The following is a 22057-nucleotide window of genomic DNA, read 5'->3' on the forward strand; positions in this document are numbered from 1 at the left end:
GGGGCGCGCTCGGTGAAGTTTCCTTCATGTGCGGCTCATTGGGGGCTCACCGCGCCCCGCGACGCTGAACGCGTGACAGCGACACCGCGGCAACTGATCCTCCTGTGCCTGGCCCTGAGCCTGTGCGCGCTCCTCGCCGTCCCCGGCACCTTCGCGGGGCTGAGCGGCGACGCCCGGCTCACGCTCGCCGTGTTCGCGCTCGCCACCTGCGCCTGGATCGGCACGCCCGTCGACGACACGTACATCGCGCTCGGCGCGGGGCTCGCCCTCACCGCCACCGGCGTGATCAGCAGCGACACCCTCTTCGGCACCCTCGGGGACGAAACCGTGTGGCTGCTGATCTGCGCGTTCGTGCTCGCCGCCGCCGTGGCGCGCAGCGGGCTCGCGGGGCGTGCGGCGGCGTTCCTGGTCAGCGGGGCGCGCAGCGTGCGGCAGCTGACGCACCTGACGACCGCCGCGCTCGTCGTCACGGCGTTCGCGGTGCCCGCCACCTCCGGCCGGGCCGCGCTCGCGCTGCCCGTCTTCCTGGCCCTCTCCAAGGTCCTCGCCGACCGCGGGCGCCTGGTCGTGATGCTGGCGCTGCTCTTCCCGACCGTCATCCTGCTGTCGGCGGTCGCGACCCTGATCGGGGCGGGCGCGCATCTGATCACGGTGTCCGTCCTGTGGGAGAGCACCGGCCAGGAGATCGGCTTCACGAAGTGGCTGCTGCTCGGCCTGCCGCTCGCGATCGTCTCGTCCCACCTCGCCGCCGAGGCCGTGCTCCTGACGACCACGCGCCGGGCGGACCGCGAGGGGCCGGTCGCGATCGCCGCCGAGGACATCCAGGCGCACAGCGACCGCCCCGTGACCGGACCCTGGGAGCCCGCGGAGACGCGCTGCGCGCTGCTGCTCGCCACGGTGGTCGCGCTGTGGTGCAGCGAGCCGCTGCACCGGGTCCCGCCCGCCGTGGTCGCGCTGATCGGCGCGGTCGTGGCGGCCTCGCCCGCGCTCGGCACCGTCCGCCTCAAGGACGCCCTGAAGACCGTGCCGTGGTCGCTGCTGCTCTTCATGGCCGCGACGATGGCGATGGGCGTGGCGCTCGCCGACTCGGGCGCGGCGACGTGGCTCGTGGCGGGGCTTCCCGTCGACGCGCCGCCCTGGCTCTTCCTCGCCGTCGTCGTCGCGGTCAGCACGGCGGCCCATCTGGTCCTGCAGTCCCGCTCGGCCCGCTCGTCGGTCCTCGTGCCGCTGGTCGTGGCCGCCGCCGTCGGCGCGGGCGTGAACCCGGTCGCCGCGGCCCTCGCGTCCACGGCCGCCGCGGGCTTCTGCCACACCCTGCCCGCCTCCGCGAAGCCGGTCACCCTCTTCGCCGAAATCCCCGGCACCCCCACCTACACCCCGCGCGACCTGCTGCGGCTTTCCGCCGTCCTGGCCCCGCTCACGGCCGCGCTCGTCCTGCTGTTCGCCCTCGCGGTGTGGCCGCTGCTCGGCGTGCCCGTCAGCCGCTGAGCCCCGCCCCTCGCCCTCAAGGAGTACGCCCCATGCCGCACACGCCCCCCGCACCGTCCTCGCTCCGTCGTGTCGCCATCGCCCCCAGCGGCTTCAAGGAGTCCCTGTCCGCCCAGTCCGCGGCCGAGGCCATCGCACAGGGCGTCCGGCGCGTCCTGCCCGACGCCGGGGTCGACCTGATCCCGCTCGTCGACGGCGGCGAGGGCACCGCCCAGGCGCTCGCCGCGGCCGCGGGCGGGCGGCTGGTCGCGCTGCCCGCCACCGGCCCGCTCGGCGAGCGCATCGGCACCCACTTCGCGCTCCTCGACTCGGGCACCGCCGTGGTGGAGATGGCGGCCGCCGCGGGCCTGCGCCTGGTGCCGCGCGAGCTGCGCGACCCCGGCGCCACCACGACGTACGGCGTGGGCGAGCTGATCCGCGCCGCGCTCGACACGGGCGCCCGCCGCATCCTGGTGGGCTGCGGCGACTCGGGCACCTCGGACGGCGGCGCGGGCGCCCTCCAGGCCCTCGGCGTCCGGCTCCTGGACGCCGACGGCTGGGAACTGCCGCAGGGCGGCCGGGAGCTGCCGCGGCTGCACCACGTCGACGCCTCCGCCGCCGACCCGCGCCTCGCCGAGGCCGAGCTGCTCGTCGCCTGCAACCAGCACAACGTCCTGTGCGGCGAGCAGGGCGTGGCCCGCGTCTTCGGCCCGCAGAAGGGCGCGACCCCGGCCCAGGTCGAGGAGCTCGCCGCGGGCCTGGAGCGCTGGGCGTACGTCCTCACCCGCGACCTGAAGGCCGGCGCCGATCTGTTCCACGGCCCCGGCACCGGCGCGTCCGGCGGCCTCGGCGCGGGCCTCGCCGCGCTCGGCGCCCGGCTCCTGCCCCGCTTCGACGTGCTCCTCGACCACCTCGACCTGGACGCCAGGCTGGCCCGCGCCGACCTGGTCGTCACCGCCGAGGGCGCCCTCGACCGGCAGACGCCGCGCGGCAAGGTCCCGGCCGAAGTGGCCCGCCGTGCCAAGCGGTTCGGCCGCCCGGTGCTCGCCCTCGCGGGCACCATCGGCGACGGGGCGCACCTGGTGCGGGCGGCGGGCGTGGACGCCTACAGCGCGATCCTGCCCGCCCCCGTCACGCTCACCGAGGCGCTCGGCCGGGGCGGCGAATTCCTCACCGACGCCACCGAGCGGGCCCTGCGGATGATCCTGCTCGGCTCGCGCCTGCCGGGTCAGGCAGCGGTGGCCGCGGCGTCGGTGCCGATGCCCGTGCCGGTGTCGGTGTCGGGCACGCAGCGCCCGTCCTCGGTGCGGTAGCTCCACCGCGCACCGTCGCTGACCAGCTCCTTGACGGCCCGTACGAACCGCTCGACGTGCTCGTCCGGGGTGCCCGCGCCGAAGCTCACGCGGATCGCGTTCAGCGACCGCTCGCCGGGGGCGGCCTCCGGGGCGCCGCACTCGCCGGGCTCGTCCGGGGCGCTGCCGAGGAGCGTGCGTACCAGCGGGTGCGCGCAGAACAGGCCGTCGCGCACGCCGATGCCGTACTCGGCGGACAGCGCGGCCGCGAAGTGCGAGCTGTTCCAGCCGTCGACCACGAAGGAGATGACCCCGACCCGGGGCGCGTCGTCCCCGAACAGCGAGAGCACCCGCACCTCGGGCACCCCGGCGAGCCCCTCGCGCACCTTCTGGATGAGCTGCCGCTCCCGCGCGACCAGGGAGTCGAACCCGGCCTCGGTCAGGGCCTTGCAGGCGGCGGCGATGGAGTAGGCGCCGATGACGTTCGGCGAGCCCGCCTCGTGCCGAGCGGCGGTGTCGTGCCACTCGACGTCCACTCCCCCGTCGGCACGCCGCGTCACCGTGCGCGAGGCACCGCCGCCGGCGAGGTAGGGCTCGGCCGCGCCCAGCCAGTCGGCCCGCCCGGCGAGCACCCCGGAGCCGAAGGGCGCGTACAGCTTGTGCCCGGAGAAGGCGATCCAGTCGACGTCCAACTCCGCGATGTCCACGGGGTGGTGGGGCGCGAGCTGCGCGGCGTCGAGGACGATGCGGGCGCCGTGGGCGTGCGCGGCGGCGGCCAGCTCACGCACCGGCCACAGCTCCCCGGTGACGTTCGAGGCACCGGTCACGCACACCAGGGCGGGCCCGTAGGGGTCCCGGTCGGCGAGGGCGCGCTCCAGGGTGCGCACCGCCTCGCCGGGCGTCCGGGGGGCGTTCAGATACGTGACGCGCGCGTCGCGCCACGGAAGCAGGGAGGCGTGGTGCTCGGTCTCGAAGACGAAGACCTGGCAGTCGGCGGGCAGGACGGCGGCGAGCAGGTTCAGCGAGTCCGTCGTGGACCGGGTGAAGACCACCTGGTCGCCCTCGCGGCAGCCGAGGAACTCGGCCACCGTCCTGCGGGAGTTCTCGAACAGGTCGGTCGACAGCTGCGACAGGTACCCGGCGCCGCGGTGCACGCTGCCGTAGTACGGCGCGTACGCGGCCACGTCGTCCCACACCCGCTGCAGCGCCGGGGCGCTCGCCGCGTAGTCGAGGGCCGCGTACGTCACCTCGCCGCCGGTGACGAGGGGCACCGTCACGTCACGGCCGAGCACGGGCAGCGGCTCGGCGCAGCAGGGGTCGGCGGACTCGGAGTCGGTGGCGGCGACAGCGGGGGCGACGGCGGCGGTGGCAGCGGTGGAGGCAGGCATGGCGAACTCCCGTGAGAGGCAGGCGAGATCACTGTGCGGACAGCGGTCGACGCGACAACGCGACCGGTCAACGGCACAGGAGAAGGAAGAAGGGGGTACGGAGAACGGGGCCTTCGGCCCTATCGCATTCGCTGGCTCACGAGACTGCTCCCTCGACGACCAGGACCCCTGGTGACGCGAGGGGTCCGCGCTTGCGGTGAACCTTGCTGTTCACCGCCTGGTCTTCACCCGGGGCACCCCGCCACGGACGGAGGGTTGCCGGACAGCGGGCCGGGGCCGTAGTCGCTGTCACTCATGACCTGCGCAGCATCTTGCCACACGATCTTGCAAGCGCAACACCGCAGTCCAGGATCCGGACTGCGGTGTGCGCCACACGCGGCTCGCGGTCAGCGGTTGCTGGCCGTCACCCAGCGCGCGAGGGCGGACCGTGCCGCCCCGGAGTCGATCGACTCGGCCGCCCGCGCCATCCCCGCGCGGATCCCCTCCGCGAGCGGGCCCTCGCCCGGCTCCAGGGCGACCAGGGCCGCCGCGGCGTTCAGCAGCACCGCGTCCCGCACGGGGCCGGTCTCGCCGTCCAGGAGCCGCCGTGCGACCTCCGCGTTGTACGAGGCGTCGGCGCCCCGGAGGGCCTCGACGGGCACCAGGTCGACGCCGACGTCCCGCGGGTCGAAGGCCTCCTCGCGGACGCCGCCGTCGCGCACCACCCACACCCGGGAGGTGGCCGTGGTGGTCAGCTCGTCCAGGCCGTCGTCGCCGCGGAAGACCAGCGCGGAGGAGCCGCGCTCGGCCAGCACGCCCGCGAGGATCGGCGCCATCCGCGCGTCCGCGACACCGGTGGCCTGGGCCCGGACCTTCGCCGGGTTGGTCAGCGGGCCGAGGAAGTTGAACGTGGTGCGGATGCCCAGCTCGCGCCGCGCGGGGGCCACGTGGCGCAGCGCCGGGTGGAACTTCACCGCGAAGCAGAAGGTGATCCCGGCCTCGTCCGCGACCTCGCGCACCCGTTGCGGCGTCAGCTCCAGATTGACGCCGAGCTTCTCCAGGACGTCGGAGGCGCCGGACGCGCTGGAGGCCGCCCGGTTGCCGTGCTTGACGACCTTCGCGCCGGTCCCGGCGACGACGATCGCGGACATGGTGGAGATGTTGACGGTCTTGGCGCCGTCGCCGCCGGTGCCGACGATGTCGACGCTCGGTCCGGGTACGTCGATGACGTGCGCGTGCGCGTACATGGCGCGGACGAGACCGGAGATCTCCTCGACGGTCTCCCCCTTGGCGCGCAGCGCGACGGCGAAGCCCGCGATCTGCGCGTCGGTCGCCTCGCCGCGCATGATGCGGTCCATCGCCCAGGCCGTGTCGTCGGCGCTCTGGTCGCGGCCGTCGAGCAGTCCGTTCAGCACGTCGGGCCAGGAACGGGCCGCCGCGGTGTCGCCTCCTGCGGGGGTCACAGCGCTCATGGCCGCTCCTGTGTGTTCGTCTGCGTACGTCGAGGGGGCGCGTCCCCGCCCCTGGGGGTGCCCCCACCCTATCCAGCCCGGGGACGGCGAAGAGCCCCGTCCAGGTGCTGGACGGGGCTCTTGCCGTGGCGACCTGCAACGGTCGGGGACCTAGGGGTCAGTGGTGGCCGTGGCCGCTCGTGATCTCCTTGTACTCGTCGACCGTCGGCTTCGGGATCTGGCCGTCCTCGCCGTACATGCCCTTGGACAGCTTCGCCCGCAGCTTCTGCGAGCCCGTCACCTTGCGCTCGACGCCGTTCTCGTCGACCGTCGGGCCGATCTCGAGCGGCTTGTACTGCTCGTGCGCCGTGAGGGTGTGCAGCTGGTCCTGGTCGAGGGGCTCGTGCACCTCGATGAACTCACCGTGCGGCAGGCGCTTGATGATGCCGGACTCGCGCCCGTGCAGCACCTTGTCCTTGTCGCGGCGCTGGAGGCCCAGGCAGATCCGCTTGGTGACGACGAACGCGATGACCGGTCCGACGAAGAAGAAGATCCGGACGAACCAGGTGATGGCGTTGATCGACAGGTGGAAGTGCGTGGCCCACAGGTCGTTTCCACCACCGACCAGCATGATCATGTACGCGGTGACCCAGGCGACGCCGAACGCGGTCCGCGTCGGGGCGTTGCGCGGGCGGTCCAGGATGTGGTGCTCGCGCTTGTCGCCGGTGACCCAGGACTCGATGAACGGGTACACGGCGATGGCCGCGAGGACCAGCGGGAAGATGACCAGCGGGATGAACACGCCCAGGACCAGCGTGTGGCCCCAGAGGTTGATCTCCCAGCCCGGCATGACACGGATCAGACCCTCGGCGAAGCCCATGTACCAGTCGGGCTGGGCGCCGGTGGACACCTGGTCCGGGCGGTACGGGCCGATCGCCCAGATCGGGTTGATCGAGGCGATCGCCGCGACGGCCGCGATGACACCGAAGACCAGGAAGAAGAAGCCTCCGGCCTTGGCCATGTAGACCGGGAGCAGCGGCATGCCGACGACGTTCTTGTTGCTCTTGCCGGGGCCCGCGAACTGCGTGTGCTTGTGGTAGAAGACCAGGATCAGGTGCGCCACCACGAGGCCGAGCATGATGCCCGGCAGCAGCAGGATGTGCACCGAGTAGAACCGCGCGACGAAGTCGCCGCCGGGGAACTCCCCGCCGAAGAGGAACATCGACAGGTACGTGCCCACGATCGGCACGGACAGGACCGCACCCTGCATGAAGCGGACACCGGTGCCGGAGAGCAGGTCGTCGGGCAGCGAGTAACCGGTGAAGCCGGTGAACATGCCGAGGACGAACAGCAGGAAGCCGAACAGCCAGTTGACCTCACGCGGCTTGCGGAACGCACCCGTGAAGAACACGCGCATCATGTGCACGAACATGCCGGCGAGGAAGATCAGCGCCGCCCAGTGGTGGATCTGCCGGATCAGCAGACCACCGCGCACATCGAAGGAGATGTGCATGGTCGAGTTGAACGCCTCGGACATCAGCTGGCCCTGCAGGGGCACGTAGCTGCCGTGGTACTCCACCTCGTTCATCGACGGGTGGAAGAACAGCGTCAGGTACACACCCGTGAGGATGATGATGATGAAGCTGTAGAGGCAGATCTCACCGAGCATGAAGGACCAGTGGTCCGGGAAGATCTTGCGCATGTTGGCCTTGGCCAGGGAGTAGATCCCAAGCCGGCCGTCGGCCCAGTCCGCGACCCGCTCGCCGGCGGGCGCTTTCTTGCGTGAATCGGTCGACGGGGCCGCCGTCGCCGTGGTGTTCTCGGTGCTCATCCGCGCTCCCAGAAGGCAGGACCGACGGGCTCTTCGAAGTCGCCGTGCGCCTCGAGGTAGCCCTCCTCGTTCACGCCGATCTTCAGCTGCGGAAGGGCGTGACCGGCGGGGCCGAAGATGACTCGGGCGCCGTCGGAGAGGTCGAAGGTGGACTGGTGGCACGGGCAGAGGACGTGGTGCGTCTGCTGCTCGTACAGGGAGATCGGGCAGCCCACGTGGGTGCAGATCTTGGAGTACGCGACGATGCCCTCGTGCGACCACGCCAGCTCGCGCTTGTCCTTGATGTCGTCGGGCTGGAGCCGGACGATCATCAGGGCGGCCTTGGCGATCTGGGTCTGGAAGTCGTGGTCGTGCTCCTCCAGGCCTTCCGGCTTGGCGAAGGTGAGCGAACCGACGGCGACGTCGGACGGACGCAGCGGCTCGTTCGTGTTCATGTTCACGAGCAGCTTGCCCTTGGACCACAGGGTGTGCCGCAGCTTGTCCTCCGGCAGCGGACCGAGGTCACGCAGCAGGACGACACCGGAGAGCGGGACCAGGGTCAGCGCGCCGAACATGGTGTTGCGGATCAGCTTGCGCCGGCCGAGCTGGGACTCCTTCGCGCCCGCCGCGAAGTCCGCCATGACCTTGGCCTTGACCTCGGGCTCGGCCTCGATCGCGTGCCGGTCGTCGGCGACCTCGACGTCGGACATCAGGGTGCGGGCCCAGTGGACCGCGCCCGCGCCGATGCAGAACAGCGCCACGCCGAGGGTCATGCCCAGCGCGAAGTTCAGCGCGCTGATGTGCCCGATCGGCCAGATGTAGACGCTCTTGTCGACCGGGAACGCCACGTAGGAGGCGATGAAGCCGACGGTCGCCAGCATCGAGATCGTGAAGAGCATCGCGACCGTGCGCTCGGAGCGCCGGGCGGCCTTCTCGTCGATGTCCTGGACGCGGTGCTCGTGCGGCGGCAGGCCCGGGTCCGCGAAGGGGTCCTCGGCGACGGCCACCGCGCCGTGCGCGGACTCCTGCTCGCTGGGCAGGTTCTCTTCTGGGGTTTCTTGGCTACTCATGACTTCTTGGCCTTTGCGGTCCGGGCGGCGACCCACACGGCGACCGCGATCAGCGCGCCGAGGCCGAAGATCCAGGCGAACAGGCCCTCGCTGACCGGTCCGAGACCGCCCAGCTTGAGACCGCCGGGGCTCTCGGTCTTCTCGCTGTTGACCGCGTCGATGTACGCGATGATTTCCTTCTTGTTCTTCTCCGGCATGGTCGTGTCGGGGAAGGAAGGCATGTTCTGCGGGCCGGTCTGCATGGCCTCGTAGATGTGCTTCTTGCTGACGCCTTCGAGGCTCGGCGCGAACTTGCCGTGGGTCAGCGCGCCACCCTCACCGGTGAAGTTGTGGCACTGGGCACAGTTGGTGCGGAACAGCTCGCCGCCCTTGGCGATGTCGGCACCCTTCGGGTCGACCTGCTTCTCGGTCGGCACGGAGGGGCCGGCGCCCAGCGAGGCCACGTACGCGGCCAGCTGGTCGATCTGGGCCTGGCTGTAGATGACCTTCTTCTTCGGCGCCTGGGCGCCCTGCTGCTGCAGCGGCATGCGGCCGGTGCCGACCTGGAAGTCGACAGCGGCGGCGCCGACGCCGACCAGGCTCGGGCCGTCGGACGAGCCCTGACCGCCGGTTCCGTGGCAGCTGGAGCAGCCCACGGCATAGAGCTTCTTGCCCTCGTCGATGGCGAGGGACTGAGCGGTTTCGTCGGCCTGCGCCTTGTCCGCCGGCGCGAACGCGGCGTACAGCCCCCCGGTGGCCGCCAGCGCGAGGAGTAGGACGACGACCGCCGCCAGCGGATGGCGTCGTCGTGCGGAGAGCTTTTTCACGGATTACCCCGGTGTCAGGATCTTCTGCGTCGATGCTTCTGGAATGTGTCGGTACGTCGGGCTCTGCGGGCGACGCGGTGCCGCCCCGACCCCGGCGCCGACTACTTGATCATGTAGATCGTGGCGAAGAGGCCGATCCAGACGACATCGACGAAGTGCCAGTAGTAGGACACGACGATGGCGGCGGTCGCCTGCTCGTGGGTGAACCTCCTGGCCGCGTACGTGCGGCCGAGGACCAGCAGGAAGGCGATGAGACCGCCCGTCACATGCAGTCCGTGGAAGCCGGTGGTCAGGTAGAAGACCGAGCCGTACGGGTCGGACGAGAGCGAAAGGCCCTCGTGCTTGACCAGCTCGGTGTACTCGAAGACCTGGCCGCCGATGAAGATCGCACCCATGATGAAGGTGACGATGAACCACATCCGGAGCTTCTTCACGTCACCGCGCTCGGCGGCGAACACGCCGAGCTGACAGGTGAGGGAGGAAAGCACCAGGATCGTGGTGTTGGTCGCCGAGAACGGGAAGTTCAGGGCATCGGCCATTTCCTTCCAGTGGTCGGGACCGGTCACCGATCGCAGGGTGAAGTACATCGCGAAGAGGGCCGCGAAGAACATCAGCTCGGAACTCAGCCAGATGATGGTTCCGACGCTGGTGAGGTTCGGTCGATTGACCGGCGGGTGCGCGTGCCCGGTGTCTACTGTCGTTGCTGTCGCCACGACCGACATTATGTCGGTCGCTTATCCCGCCCTCACCCCGGGGGGTGCCGTTCGGAGTGTCTGCGGCCTGTGTCCTGCCCGGATGGCCCATCGCGGCACCGTCCGAACCGGTGTTGACGGGGTGTCGGGAGGAGTAGCATCCGCGCGAGATCCCTCGACGAAGCGGAGGAACCATGCAGCCGACCGCCACGGTGTTGATCTACAGCGACGACGCGAGCACCCGGGAACAGGTCCGCCTGGCGACCGGGCGCAGGCCGGCCGCCGACGTCCCCGAAGTCCGCTTCGTCGAATGCGCGACGCTGCCCGCGGTCCTCAAGGAGCTCGACCACGGCGGCATCGACGTGTGCGTGCTCGACGGCGAGGCCGTGCCCGCGGGGGGCATGGGCGTCTGCCGCCAGATCAAGGACGAGGTCTTCCAGGCCCCGCCCGTGCTGCTGCTCATGGGGCGGCCGCAGGACGCCTGGCTGGCCACCTGGAGCCGCGCGGAGGCGGCGGTGACCCTGCCGGTCGAGCCGGTGGAGTTCGCCGCCGCCCTGGCCTCTCTGCTGCGCTCCAGGGCCGCCCTGAGCGCTTAGGAGCCCCGCCCCCGCCCGCCCCCTACACCGACTGGGGGCGCAGGCGGGTCGCCGCCAGTGCCGCGCGGCCCGCCTTGGTGTCGGCCAGGAGGGCGCTGCCCTTGCGCCAGGTCTTCCAGGGGACGTTCCAGTCGCCGTAGCCGTTGCCGAAGTGGTCCATGTCGGCGCCGTAGCTGTTGACGACCTCGACGATGTCGCCCTGGCGGACCGTCTCGTAGAACCAGGCGGCGTTGCCCGTGCTCATGCCGGTGCAGCCGTGGCTGGTGTTGGCGTAGCCCTGGGAGCCCACCGACCAGGGGGCCGCGTGGACGTATTCGCCGCTGTCGGTGACCCTCGTGGCGTAATAGACCATCTTGTCGTAGAAGTCCGACGCGCCGATGCTGGCGCTGGTCATCCGTACGACGTACTCCTTGCCGAGCACCACCTTGATGCCGTTGCGCGTGGAGTAGCCGGGCTTGCCGGTGGTGACCGGGATGGAGTTGATCTCCTCGCCGTTGCGGTAGACCGTCATCCAGTGCGAGGAGGCGTCCGTGACGGCCACGACCTTGTCGCCGGTGGTCAGCTTCAGGGGCTTGGACTCGGCGCCCCACAGCTTGTCGGTGACCTTCACGCCCTCCAGGTTGGAGTGCGCGTGGATGGTGGCGTGGGTGGGCCAGAACTCCTTGGGGCGGTAGTGCAGCGTCCTGCTGTCCACCCAGTGCCAGGAGCCCTCCGTCGCGGGCTGTGAGCGGACCTTGAGCGCCCGTTCGACGACGGCCCTCGCCGCCTTGGCCTTGACGGGGGCGCTGAGCTTGGCGGTGACGGGCTGGCCGACGCCGTACTTGCCCGCCTCCGGGCCGAAAGTGACCTTCAGCTGGCGCTTCTTGGCGGCCGTCGCGGTGTCGAGGGCAAGGACCTTGCGGCCGGGCGAGCCCTCGTCGTCCTCCGTGCTCACCCGCACGGTGTAGTGGGCGCCCGCCGCCAGGGGGACCGTGCTGTGCCAGCGGGTGCCGTCGGCGGAGAGTTCGCCCGCCACGTAGCGGCCCTGCTGGTCGGTGGCCGTGACGTCCGTGATGCGCCCGTCGTCGCCCTGTGCGGTGACTTCGAGGGGCTTGTCCGGGTCGGCCTTCCCGCTGCTGCCCGCGGGGCCGTTGAAGGCGATCTGGCTCGCCGCGTCGTACGGCTTCGCCGAGAGCGGATGGCCGCCAGCCCCGCAGGCCGTGGTGACCGTGCCGACGGCGACCACAAGGAGGGTGCAGCTCAGTACCGTGCGGATTCGCGGAGAGTGGCTCATGACCACACGGTATGAAGGTATGACACGCCGTGCGCGGTGAGTGACCCGTACGAGGGTTCACCCGGAAGGCGGACGCGGGACGGCGGCGGAAACGGCCAGGGGCCCGGACGCTCCTGACGGAGTGTCCGGGCCCCTGGGGTGCGGCGGGAGGACCTACTGGTTCTGGTTCTCGCCGCGGTAGTACTCGAAGACCCAGCCCCACAGACCGATGAGGATCATCGGAGCCGAGAAGTACATCAGCCACCAGCCGAAGACGACGCCCATGAAGGCGAGCGCGCCACCGACGGCCAGGGACAGCGGCTGCCAGCTGTGCGGGCTGAAGAAGCCCACCTCGCCGGCCTCGTCCGCGACGTCCGCCTCCTTGTTGTCCTGTGCGGCGGCGTCGACTCGCCGGGCCGTGAAGGCCAGGTAGTAGCCGATCATGATGCACAGGCCGAAGGCCAGGAAGAGCGCGGTGGTTCCGGCGGGCTCCTTCGACCACCAGCCATAGACGATCGCCATGGCCAGTACGAAGACGCTCAGCCAGATGAACATCTTGCCCTGGATCTTCACTTGCCGGCCTCCTTGCCACCGGCCACGGCAGCCTTCTCACCGTGACCGGCGTTCTCCAGCTGGTCGAGCGCGGCGATCTCAGGGTGGTGCAGGTCGAACGCCGGGGATTCGGAGCGGATCCGCGGCAGGGTGAGGAAGTTGTGCCGCGGCGGCGGGCAGGACGTCGCCCACTCGAGCGAGCGGCCGTAGCCCCACGGGTCGTCGACCTCGACCTTCTTGCCGTACTTGGCGGTCTTCCACACGTTGTAGAAGAACGGCAGGATCGACAGGCCGAGCAGGAACGAGGCGATCGTCGAGATCGTGTTCAGGGCGGTGAAGCCGTCGGCGTCCAGGTAGTCCGCGTAACGGCGCGGCATGCCCTCGGCACCCAGCCAGTGCTGGACGAGGAACGTGCCGTGGAACCCGATGAACAGCGTCCAGAACGTGATCTTGCCGAGCCGCTCGTCGAGCATCTTGCCGGTGAACTTCGGCCACCAGAAGTGGAAGCCGGAGAACATCGCGAACACCACGGTGCCGAAGATGACGTAGTGGAAGTGCGCGACCACGAAGTACGAGTCGGAGACGTGGAAGTCCATCGGCGGCGAGGCCAGGATGACGCCGGTCAGACCACCGAAGGTGAAGGTGATCAGGAAGCCGACCGCCCAGAGCATCGGAGTTTCGAAGCTCAGCGAGCCCTTCCACATCGTGCCGATCCAGTTGAAGAACTTCACACCGGTCGGTACCGCGATGAGGAACGTCATGAAGGAGAAGAACGGCAGGAGCACGCCGCCTGTGACGTACATGTGGTGCGCCCACACCGTCACCGAAAGACCGGCGATCGCGATGGTCGCGCCGACCAGGCCCATGTAGCCGAACATCGGCTTCCGGGAGAAGACCGGAATGACCTCGGAAATGATTCCGAAGAATGGTAGGGCGATGATGTACACCTCTGGATGGCCGAAGAACCAGAAGAGGTGTTGCCAGAGCAAGGCCCCGCCATTGGCCGGGTCGAAGATTTGGGCACCGAACTTGCGGTCCGCCTCCAGGGCGAACAGCGCGGCCGCCAGGACCGGGAAGGCGAGCAGGACCAGCACACCGGTCAGCAGCACGTTCCAGGTGAAGATCGGCATGCGGAACATCGTCATGCCGGGCGCGCGCATGCAGATGATCGTGGTGATGAAGTTGACCGAGCCGAGGATCGTGCCGAAGCCGGAGAAGGCCAGACCCATGATCCACATGTCGGCGCCGATGCCCGGGGAGCGGACCGCGTCCGACAGCGGGCTGTAGGCGAACCAGCCGAAGTCGGCCGCGCCGTTCGGCGTGAGGAAGCCGCCGACCGCGATCAGCGAGCCGAACAGGTACAGCCAGTAGGCGAACATGTTCAGTCGCGGGAAGGCGACGTCGGGAGCGCCGATCTGGAGCGGCATGATCCAGTTCGCGAAGCCCGCGAACAGCGGCGTCGCGAACATCAGCAGCATGATCGTGCCGTGCATCGTGAACGCCTGGTTGAACTGCTCGTTCGACATGATCTGCGTGCCGGGACGGGCGAGCTCGGCGCGCATGAAGAGCGCCATCACACCGCCGATGCAGAAGAACGCGAACGACGTGACCAGATAGAGCGTGCCGATCGTCTTGTGGTCAGTGGTGGTCAGCCACTTGATGACGACGTTTCCCGGCTGCTTGCGCCTGACCGGCAGCTCGTCCTCGTACGAGTCGTTCGCTGCCGCGGCACCCTGGGGTTCGTTGAGGATGCTCACAGGTTGTTCGTCTCCCGGTTCTTCTCGTGGCCCGTCTGCTCGATGCCGGCCGGGATGTAACCGGTCTGGTTCTTCTTCGCGAGGTCTTCGAGGTGCTTCTTGTAGCGCTCGGGGGAGACGACCTTGACGTTGAAGAGCATCCGGGAGTGGTCGACGCCGCAGAGCTCGGCGCACTTGCCCATGAAGGTGCCCTCCTTGTTGGGAGTCACCTCGAAGGCGTTGGTGTGGCCCGGAATGACGTCCTGCTTCATGAGGAACGGCACCACCCAGAAGGAGTGGATGACGTCACGCGAAGTCAGAACGAAGCGGACCTTCTCGCCCTTGGGGAGCCAGAGGGTCGGACCGGGGTTGCCGTTCTGCGGGTTCCGCTCGCCGGGCGTACCGACCTCGTAGACACCGCCGGCGTTCGCCGGGAAGTCCTTGCGGAAGCGGTCCGGAATGGCGTCGAGGTCCTTGGACGTCTTGGCGTCGCCCTTGTCGGAGCCCGGAACGTCCTCGATGTAGTTGAAGCCCCAGCTCCACTGGTAGCCGACCACATTGATGGTGTGGGCCGGCTTGTCGTCGAGCGCGAGGAGCTTCGATTCGTCACGGGCGGTGAAGTAGAACAGCACCGAGACGATGATGAGGGGGACGACCGTGTACAGCGCCTCGATGGGCATGTTGTAACGGGTCTGCGGAGGGACCTCCACCTTGGTGCGGCTGCGCCGGTGGAAGATGACGCTCCACAGGATCAGGCCCCAGACCAGCACGCCCGTGGCGAGCGCAGCCGCCCACGAGCCCTGCCAGAGGGAGAGGATCCGCGGAGCCTCCTCCGTGACCGGGGTCGGCATACCCAGGCGGGGAAAGTCCTTGTATGTGCAACCGGTGGCGGTTACCAGGACCAGGCCCGCAGTCAGTGCCTGCAGCAGCTTCCGCCGCATCGGGCGCCGCGGCGAGCGGTCGGAGCCGTTGGGACTCACGTAGCGCCTTCCCGAGAGTCTCGCCCGCGCGGTTCGGCTGCGGCCTTCTCGCTGGTCGGTCGCCGCCCTGCGTCGGGCAGGGGTTTGGATGTTTATGCGGACCAAACCCTACTGGACGCTATTTGGGGTCGCGCGGGGAGGGTGCCTAACGCGCCGCGGGTCACTCCGAAGGGGGGCGGATCGCCGCCCACGGCGGCGATCTGACGGTCGTTCGGGGCGCCCACCAGCCCGGGAGCCTCCCCCGTGTGCGGCGGGTGCGGGCCCGCTCCCGCCGATCCCGCGGTTCCCCGCGCCCCTTCAGGACGCTTAGCTTGTGGGCGTGTCCTACTTCGACGCGGCCTCGTCCGCACCTCTTCACCCCGTGGCCCGCCAGGCCTTGCAGGCCGCGCTGGACGAGGGGTGGGCCGATCCCTCCCGGTTGTACCGGGAAGGGCGGCGGGCGCGGCTGCTGCTAGACGCGGCGCGGGAGGCGGCCGCCGAAGCCGTGGGCTGCCGCCCGGACGAGCTGGTGTTCACCACGTCCGGGACGCGGGCGCTGTACGACGGCATGGCGGGAGCCCTGGCCGGGCGGCGGCGCGCGGGGCGGCATCTGGTGGTGTCCGCCGTGGAGCACTCCGCCGTACTCCATTCGGCCGCGGCGCACGAGCGGGCGGGCGGCACGGTGACCGAGGTGGGCGTGGACCGCGCGGGGGCGGTGGACGCCTCGGCGTACGCGGCCGCGCTCCGCGACGACACCGCGCTCGCCTGTCTGCAGTCCGCCAACCACGAGGTCGGCACCCGTCAGCCGGTGGCCGAGGCCGCGGCGGCGTGCCGGGAGGCCGGGGTGCCGCTGCTCGTGGACGCGGCGCAGTCCCTCGGGTGGGGGCCGGTGGACGGGCCCTGGTCGCTCCTCACGGCGAGCGCGCACAAATGGGGCGGCCCGGCAGGCGTCGGGCTGCTCGCGGTCCGCAAGGGCGTGCGGTTCGCGCCCCAAGGGCCGGTGGACGAGCGGGAGTCGGGCCGGTCGGCCGGGTTCGAGAACATCCCGGCGATCGTGTCGGCCGCCGCGGCGCTGCGGGCGGTGCGGGCCGAGGCCGCGGCCGAGGAGGCCCGGCTGCGCGAGCTGACCGGGCGGATCCGGGCCCGGGTGCCCGGCCTCGTACCGGACGTCCAGGTCGTCGGCGACCCCGCGCGGCGCCTTCCGCACCTGGTCACCTTCTCCTGTCTCTACGTCGACGGGGAGTCGCTCCTGCACGAGCTGGACCGGGCCGGGTTCTCCGTCTCCTCCGGGTCCTCCTGCACCAGCAGCACGCTCACGCCGAGCCACGTCCTCAAGGCGATGGGGGTGGTCAGCGAGGGCAACGTCCGGGTGTCGCTGCCGCTCGGCACGGGCGAGGCGGACGTGGAGCGCTTCCTGGAGGTGCTGCCGGACGCGGTCGCCCGGGTCCGCGCGAAGCTGGGCGCGCCGGTGTCCGGGGCCGCCCCGGCCGACGCGCTCGACGACCTGACCGTCGACGCCCTGGGCGAGCGCTGCCCGCACCCCGTCATCGAACTGGCCAAGGCGCTGCCGCGCGTGCGGATCGGCGGCACGGTGACCGTCCTGGCGGACGACGAGGTGGCCGCCGTGGACATCCCGGCGTGGTGCTGGACGCAGGAGCAGGAGTACGTGGGCGCCGAGCCCCGGGGGCTCGGCACGGCCTATCTGGTCCGCCGCCGCGCCTGAGGCTCTCCCCCCACCACCCGCCCACCCTTCCATCGGCGCTCCGCGCCTCGTCCTCAAACGCCGGACGGGCTGGATGACCTCGGCCGGGCACCATCGGCGACCGCCCGCGTGTCCCCCGCCCCCGCCCCGAATGGGGGCGGGGGCGGGGTTCGCCGCGAAGCGGCGAAGTAGGCGGGCGGCGACGCGCGAGCCGCTAGGTCGGGGCCGGACCTGGTGGCGGGGTGAAACGGGTGGGCGGGTGGGAGAGGGGGTGTCCCGGGGGTCAGGCCAGGTGGGTGCGGACCTCCGCGGCGGCGGCTTCGCCGTAGGCCACGGCGAAGCGGTCCATGAAGGAGCTGCGCCGCAGCTCGTACTCCTGCGTGCCCGTCGTCTCGATGACCAGCGTCGCGAGCATGCAGCCCACCTGCGCCGCCCGCTCGTGCGACACGCCCCAGACGAGCCCGGAGAGGAACCCGGCGCGGAAGGCGTCGCCCACGCCCGTCGGCTCGACCTTGGCCTCCTCCTGCGGCACGCCGACCTCGATCGGGTCCTGCCCGGCGGTCTCGATGCGCACGCCCTTGGCGCCGAGGGTGGTCACCCGGTGCCCGACCTTGCCCAGGATCTCCGCGTCGGACCAGCCGGTCTTGGACTCGATGAGGCCCTTCTCGTACTCGTTGGAGAAGAGGTACGCGGCGCCGTCCATGAGGGTGCGGATCTCGTCGCCGTTCATCCGGGCGATCTGCTGGGAGAAGTCCGCGGCGAAGGGGATGCCCCGGCTGCGGCACTCCTCGGTGTGGCGCAGCATCGCCTCGGGGTCGTCGGCGCCGATCAGGACGAGGTCGAGGCCGCCCACGCGGTCGGCGACGGTCTTCAGCTCGATGAGGCGGGCCTCACTCATCGCGCCGGTGTAGAAGGAGCCGATCTGATTGTGGTCGGCGTCCGTGGTGCAGACGAAGCGGGCGGTGTGCAGCGTCTCGGAGATGCGCACCGACTCGGTGTCCACGTTGTGCCGGTCGAGCCAGGCGCGGTACTCGTCGAAGTCGGGGCCCGCGGCGCCGACCAGGACGGGCCGGGTGCCCAGCTGGCCCATGCCGAAGCAGATGTTGGCGCCGACGCCACCACGGCGGACATCGAGGGCGTCGACGAGGAACGAGAGGGAGACCGTGTGCAGTTGGTCGGCGACCAGTTGGTCGGCGAAGCGGCCGGGAAAGGTCATCAGGTGGTCGGTGGCGATGGAGCCGGTGACTGCGATACGCACGGCTGGAAGCTCCTGCGGCGTGTAGCGGCGGCGCACCGCCCTCGTGGTCAAGGCGGTGACGGACGTCGCGTGGGCGGTTGACGGTTAACGCTATCCGGTCGGACCCGGAACGATGAACGGCTGAAAATACCCGATAGTAGGTCTTTCTCCTTGAGCTCAGCGGTGCATACGGTTCCGGTATGACCCTCTTTCCGCAGGACAGCGCAGCGCCGCAGGCTTCCGAGCAGGGAGTCGAGAGCTGGGAGACATTGCGTGGTGCTTGCACGCGCATGGTCCGGCACTGGGCCGTGCCCGCGGTGCCCGCCGGCACGCCCGTACCGCCGTCCCGGATCCACGGCGTGACGGTCCCGGCCGCGTCCGCACGCCTCCTCGACGGGATGTCCGAGTACGGGGACTGAGACGTACGGAGACTGAGACGTACGGGAACTGAGACCGGCGGGGACTGAGGCGCACGGGTCGGGAGGCGCACCGGGCTGGGGCGCGAGGGGCCCGGGACCGGTCGAGGGAACCGGTCGCTCCCCCGCCGCGTCCCATCGCCGTCCCCCGTCGGGGGGATGTCATGTACGACGGGACGCCGCGGCGCGCGTGCGCCGTGGCGGATCGCCGTGCAGGCTCGTGAGGACGGCCGGGCACGCGAAGGAGCGATGCGGTGAGCACCGATCAGGCACAGGACGGACGGCGGCGACGGCCCTCGCTGGTGGTCGCGTCGGTGGCGGCCGCGGTCCTGCTGGCGGGCGGCGGCGGGGCCTATCTCGCCATGGACCCGTCCGGCAAGGACAGCGGCCCGGCGGGCGACGGCGGGCCGCCCCCGCCGCTCGCCCTGGACGGGTACGCGGACGGATCAGGCGGACACACCGATTCCGGGACGGATCGCTCGGACGGGACGAACGGCGGGGGCGGCACCAGCACCTCCCAAGGCATCGCCCCGGGCGAACCCGACCCCTCGGGCGCGACCTACCGGGCCGTGGGCGAGCTGCCCGACGGCCCCGACGAGGCCGCCGTGTACGAGCCGCGCGGCGAGGTCACCAAGGACCAGGTGACCCGGCTCGCCAAGGCGCTCGGCCTGTCCGGCACGCCGACCGCGCAGGGCGACTCCTGGCGGATCGGCCCGGCGAACGACGGCTCGGGCCCCTCGCTCCAGGTGGCCCGCAAGGCCCCGGGCACCTGGTCGTTCACCCGGTCCGAGCCCGGCGGCGACAACTGCCTGAAGGGCAAGCCGTGCCCGCCCAGGACCACTTCGGAGCTGGACGGCGGCACCCCGGTCGGCGTGCGGGACGCGAAGGCGGCCGCCGCGCCCGTCCTGAAGGCCCTCGGCCAGGACGGCGCCAAGCTGGACGCGCGCCAGCTCATGGGCTCCGTACGGGTGGTGAACGCCGACCCCGAGGTGGACGGCCTGCCGACGTACGGCTGGTCGACCGGTGTCCAGGTGGACCCGGACGGCGAGGTGGTGGGCGCCGGCGGCCAGCTCGCGAAGCCGCACAAGGGCGCGACCTACCCGGTCGTGGGCGCGGCCGAGGCCCTCGCCCTGCTGAACGCGTCGGGCAAGGGCGGCGGCGTGAGCATCGGCGGCTGCGCGACGCCGGTGCCGCACAAGGCCGACAAGGGCGACAAGGGCGACGGGGTCACCCGGCGCGACGAGGCGCCCTGCACGCCGACCGTGCCGCCGAAGCAGGAACCGATCGCCGTGGAGGGCGCCACCTTCGGCCTGGCCGCGCACTTCGTGGCCGGGCGGCAGACGCTCGTGCCGTCGTGGCTGTTCGAGGCCAGGCCGCAGGGCGCGCGGGACTCGTACACGGTGCAGCACCCGGCAGTGGAGCCCGCGTATCTGAAGGCGCCCGGAGCTCCGGGCGATCCCGAGCCGAAGCCGAAGCCGGACACGAAAGGCGACACCTACACCAGCGACATCAAGGTCGACGGCTACACCGCGTCGGGGCGGACGCTGACCGTGCACTTCACGGGCGGGGTGTGCAGCACGTACGAGGCGTCGGCGCGGGAGAGCGGCGGACAGGTCGCCGTGAAGGTCACGGCGACGGAGGAGAAGGGCAAGGTGTGCATCGCGCTCGCGAAGTTCTACACGCTGCCCGTGACGCTGGAGAAGCCGCTCGGCGACCGGAAGGTCGTCACGCCGGGCGGCACGGCGGTGCCGCGCGCCGAGGGCGTGGCGAAGGGCGAGCCCGCGCCGCGGTCGTAGCTCCCGCCGATCGAGCGGGCCGCGGACAGGCGAAGGCGGCGGCTCCCCCTTGGGGGAACCGCCGCCTTCGTCCGCACGACTTAGCTGAAGGAGTCGCCGCAGGCGCAGGAACCCGTGGCGTTCGGGTTGTCGATCGTGAAGCCCTGCTTCTCGATGGTGTCGACGAAGTCGATGGAGGCGCCGCCCAGGTAGGGGGCGCTCATGCGGTCGGTGACGACCTTGACGGTGCCGAACTCCTTGACGACGTCGCCGTCGAGCGCGCGCTCGTCGAAGAAGAGCTGGTAACGCAGACCCGAGCAGCCGCCGGGCTGAACGGCGACGCGCAGTGCCAGGTCCTCACGGCCTTCCTGGTCGAGCAGGGCCTTGACCTTGGCCGCGGCGGCGTCGGTCAGGATGATGCCGTCGGTGACGGTGGTGGTCTCGTCCGATACGGACATCTACATCGCTCCCGGGTAGTACGGAGACTGCTTGCCGACCGGTTCCAACCGGTGTGGCCGCGAATTCATTCCCATGCTCGCACACGGGGACACACAGGGGATGCGTCACATCGACACTATGGGCATCGTCAAACTGACGTGAAGCGGTTATGATAGATAACGTCAATTAGACGAAAAGGCATCGTCTGCAGAACAGAAAGGGTGCGTGACGTGACCACCGCCCAATCCCCCGCGGCCCCCGTGGACCTCGGCGTCGAGCCGACCCCGCTCGCCCTCCTGCTGCTCGGCCGCCAGGCCGACCCGAGCAGCGAGCGCGGTGTGGACTGCCCGGGCGACCTGCCCTCGCCGTCGGACCCCGGCCTGGTGGAGCGCGCCCGCGCCGCCAAGGAGAAGCTCGGCGACAAGGTCTTCGTGCTGGGCCACCACTACCAGCGCGACGAGGTCATCCAGTTCGCGGACGTCACCGGCGACTCGTTCAAGCTGGCCAAGGACGCGGCCGCCCGGCCGGACGCCGAGTACATCGTCTTCTGCGGCGTGCACTTCATGGCCGAGTCCGCGGACATCCTGACCACCGACGACCAGAAGGTCGTGCTCCCGGACCTGGCCGCGGGCTGCTCGATGGCCGACATGGCCACGGCCGAGCAGGTCGCGGAGTGCTGGGACGTGCTGACCGAGGCCGGCATCGCCGAGCAGGTCGTGCCCGTCTCGTACATGAACTCCTCCGCCGACATCAAGGCGTTCACGGGCAAGCACGGCGGCACCATCTGTACGTCGTCGAACGCCCAGCGGGCCCTGGAGTGGGCCTTCGAGCAGGGCGAGAAGGTCCTCTTCCTGCCGGACCAGCACCTCGGGCGCAACACCGCCGTCCGCGACCTCGGGATGTCCCTGGACGACTGCGTCGTCTACAACCCGCACAAGCCGAACGGCGGTCTGACCGCCGAGCAGCTGAGCGCCGCGAAGATGATCCTGTGGCGCGGCCACTGCTCCGTGCACGGCCGCTTCTCGCTGGAGTCGGTCGAGGACGTCCGGGCCCGCATACCCGGCGTGAACGTCCTGGTCCACCCCGAGTGCAAGCACGAGGTCGTGGCGGCCGCGGATTACGTCGGCTCCACCGAGCACATCATCAAGACCCTGGAGGCGGCCCCGGCGGGCTCCAAGTGGGCCATCGGCACCGAGCTGAACCTGGTGCGCCGTCTGGCCAACCGGTTCGCGCCGGAGGGCAAGGAGGTCGTCTTCCTCGACAAGACGGTGTGCTTCTGCTCCACCATGAACCGCATCGACCTGCCGCACCTGGTGTGGGCCCTGGAGTCCCTGGCCGACGGCAAGCTCGTCAACCGCATCGAGGTCGACCGCGAGACCGAGCAGTTCGCGAAGCTGGCGCTGGAGCGGATGCTGGCGCTGCCGTAGGCGGTGTGCCGG

General features: G+C 70.8%; 19 protein-coding genes and 1 riboswitch. Of the genes, 7 read left to right on the forward strand and 12 right to left on the reverse strand.

Translation table 11 applies throughout. The features are described 5' to 3' along the window. The first annotated feature begins 72 nt into the window (after positions 1-72). Complete coding sequence (locus MQV74_RS12555) at positions 73-1488, forward strand: SLC13 family permease (protein WP_242717008.1); 1416 nt, start codon at positions 73-75, stop codon at positions 1486-1488. Between the two features lie 32 nt (positions 1489-1520). Further along, positions 1521-2780, forward strand: coding sequence for a glycerate kinase family protein (locus MQV74_RS12560; protein WP_242717010.1), 1260 nt, complete (start codon positions 1521-1523; stop codon positions 2778-2780). On the opposite strand, the gene MQV74_RS12565 is transcribed toward MQV74_RS12560, so the two are convergent. From MQV74_RS12565 to ctaE, 6 genes are all read right to left on the reverse strand, one after another. Next, positions 2696-4147: an aminotransferase class V-fold PLP-dependent enzyme gene (locus MQV74_RS12565; RefSeq protein WP_242717012.1), complete on the reverse strand. Its 1452-nt coding sequence runs from the start codon at positions 4145-4147 to the stop codon at positions 2696-2698. The genes MQV74_RS12560 and MQV74_RS12565 overlap by 85 nt on opposite strands. 182 nt (positions 4148-4329) lie before the next feature. Next, positions 4330-4447: riboswitch (SAM riboswitch) on the reverse strand. Positions 4448-4533: 86 nt separating this feature from the next. Then, entirely contained in the window at positions 4534-5598 is a 1065-nt protein-coding gene (trpD, locus tag MQV74_RS12570) for an anthranilate phosphoribosyltransferase (RefSeq protein WP_242717014.1), read from the reverse strand. Between the two features lie 157 nt (positions 5599-5755). After that, positions 5756-7408 carry a cytochrome bc1 complex cytochrome b subunit gene (gene qcrB / locus MQV74_RS12575; RefSeq protein WP_242717016.1) on the reverse strand — a complete coding sequence of 551 codons (1653 nt, stop codon included), beginning with the start codon at positions 7406-7408 and terminating at the stop codon, positions 5756-5758. Further along, the gene (gene qcrA / locus MQV74_RS12580) at positions 7405-8457 is read right to left on the reverse strand and encodes a cytochrome bc1 complex Rieske iron-sulfur subunit (RefSeq protein ID WP_242717018.1); all 1053 of its coding nucleotides are present in this window, start codon (positions 8455-8457) and stop codon (positions 7405-7407) included. Before qcrA ends, qcrB begins: the two co-directional genes overlap by 4 nt. Next, positions 8454-9263 (reverse strand): cytochrome bc1 complex diheme cytochrome c subunit, encoded by an 810-nt coding sequence (qcrC, locus tag MQV74_RS12585; RefSeq protein WP_138959293.1) that lies wholly within the window; start codon positions 9261-9263, stop codon positions 8454-8456. Before qcrC ends, qcrA begins: the two co-directional genes overlap by 4 nt. A gap of 101 nt (positions 9264-9364) precedes the next feature. Continuing rightward, positions 9365-9985 carry an aa3-type cytochrome oxidase subunit III gene (ctaE, locus tag MQV74_RS12590; RefSeq protein WP_138959294.1) on the reverse strand — a complete coding sequence of 207 codons (621 nt, stop codon included), beginning with the start codon at positions 9983-9985 and terminating at the stop codon, positions 9365-9367. Positions 9986-10149: 164 nt separating this feature from the next. On the opposite strand from ctaE, the gene MQV74_RS12595 reads away from it, so the two are divergent. After that, positions 10150-10551 carry a hypothetical protein gene (locus MQV74_RS12595; RefSeq protein ID WP_242717020.1) on the forward strand — a complete coding sequence of 134 codons (402 nt, stop codon included), beginning with the start codon at positions 10150-10152 and terminating at the stop codon, positions 10549-10551. A 22-nt stretch (positions 10552-10573) separates the two neighbouring features. Here the strand turns inward: MQV74_RS12595 and MQV74_RS12600 are convergent, their stop codons facing one another. The 4 genes from MQV74_RS12600 to ctaC form a co-directional block, all read right to left on the reverse strand. Continuing rightward, the gene (locus MQV74_RS12600) at positions 10574-11824 is read right to left on the reverse strand and encodes a L,D-transpeptidase (RefSeq protein WP_242717027.1); all 1251 of its coding nucleotides are present in this window, start codon (positions 11822-11824) and stop codon (positions 10574-10576) included. 153 nt (positions 11825-11977) lie between these two features. Further along, positions 11978-12376, reverse strand: a complete 399-nt coding sequence (locus tag MQV74_RS12605; protein ID WP_138959297.1) for a cytochrome c oxidase subunit 4 — start codon at positions 12374-12376, stop codon at positions 11978-11980. Continuing rightward, on the reverse strand, positions 12373-14112 hold the full coding sequence (ctaD, locus tag MQV74_RS12610; protein WP_138959298.1) for an aa3-type cytochrome oxidase subunit I: 1740 nt from the start codon (positions 14110-14112) through the stop codon (positions 12373-12375). The genes MQV74_RS12605 and ctaD overlap by 4 nt, the downstream gene beginning before the upstream one ends. After that, the gene (gene ctaC / locus MQV74_RS12615) at positions 14109-15071 is read right to left on the reverse strand and encodes an aa3-type cytochrome oxidase subunit II (protein ID WP_138959299.1); all 963 of its coding nucleotides are present in this window, start codon (positions 15069-15071) and stop codon (positions 14109-14111) included. Before ctaC ends, ctaD begins: the two co-directional genes overlap by 4 nt. A 319-nt stretch (positions 15072-15390) precedes the next feature. Here ctaC and MQV74_RS12620 point away from each other — a divergent pair, with 319 nt between their 5' ends. After that, positions 15391-16773 (forward strand): cysteine desulfurase/sulfurtransferase TusA family protein, encoded by a 1383-nt coding sequence (locus MQV74_RS12620; protein ID WP_242717029.1) that lies wholly within the window; start codon positions 15391-15393, stop codon positions 16771-16773. Between the two features lie 262 nt (positions 16774-17035). On the opposite strand, the gene MQV74_RS12625 is transcribed toward MQV74_RS12620, so the two are convergent. Beyond that, entirely contained in the window at positions 17036-18010 is a 975-nt protein-coding gene (locus tag MQV74_RS12625) for a carbohydrate kinase family protein (RefSeq protein WP_242717031.1), read from the reverse strand. Between the two features lie 179 nt (positions 18011-18189). Between MQV74_RS12625 and MQV74_RS12630 the strand changes: the two genes are divergently transcribed. Then, a complete protein-coding gene (locus tag MQV74_RS12630; RefSeq protein ID WP_242717033.1) occupies positions 18190-18408 on the forward strand; it encodes a hypothetical protein in 219 nt (72 codons plus the stop codon). Positions 18409-18659: 251 nt separating this feature from the next. Further along, positions 18660-20201 (forward strand): hypothetical protein, encoded by a 1542-nt coding sequence (locus MQV74_RS12635; protein ID WP_242717035.1) that lies wholly within the window; start codon positions 18660-18662, stop codon positions 20199-20201. Positions 20202-20281: 80 nt separating this feature from the next. Here MQV74_RS12635 and erpA read toward each other — a convergent pair whose 3' ends face one another. After that, positions 20282-20638, reverse strand: a complete 357-nt coding sequence (gene erpA, locus MQV74_RS12640) for an iron-sulfur cluster insertion protein ErpA (protein WP_138959304.1) — start codon at positions 20636-20638, stop codon at positions 20282-20284. A gap of 201 nt (positions 20639-20839) precedes the next feature. Here erpA and nadA point away from each other — a divergent pair, with 201 nt between their 5' ends. Further along, positions 20840-22045: a quinolinate synthase NadA gene (gene nadA, locus MQV74_RS12645; RefSeq protein ID WP_374120609.1), complete on the forward strand. Its 1206-nt coding sequence runs from the start codon at positions 20840-20842 to the stop codon at positions 22043-22045. Positions 22046-22057: the final 12 nt, after the last annotated feature.

Source organism: Streptomyces sp. AN091965 (genome assembly GCF_022698285.1).
Taxonomy (GTDB): domain Bacteria; phylum Actinomycetota; class Actinomycetes; order Streptomycetales; family Streptomycetaceae; genus Streptomyces.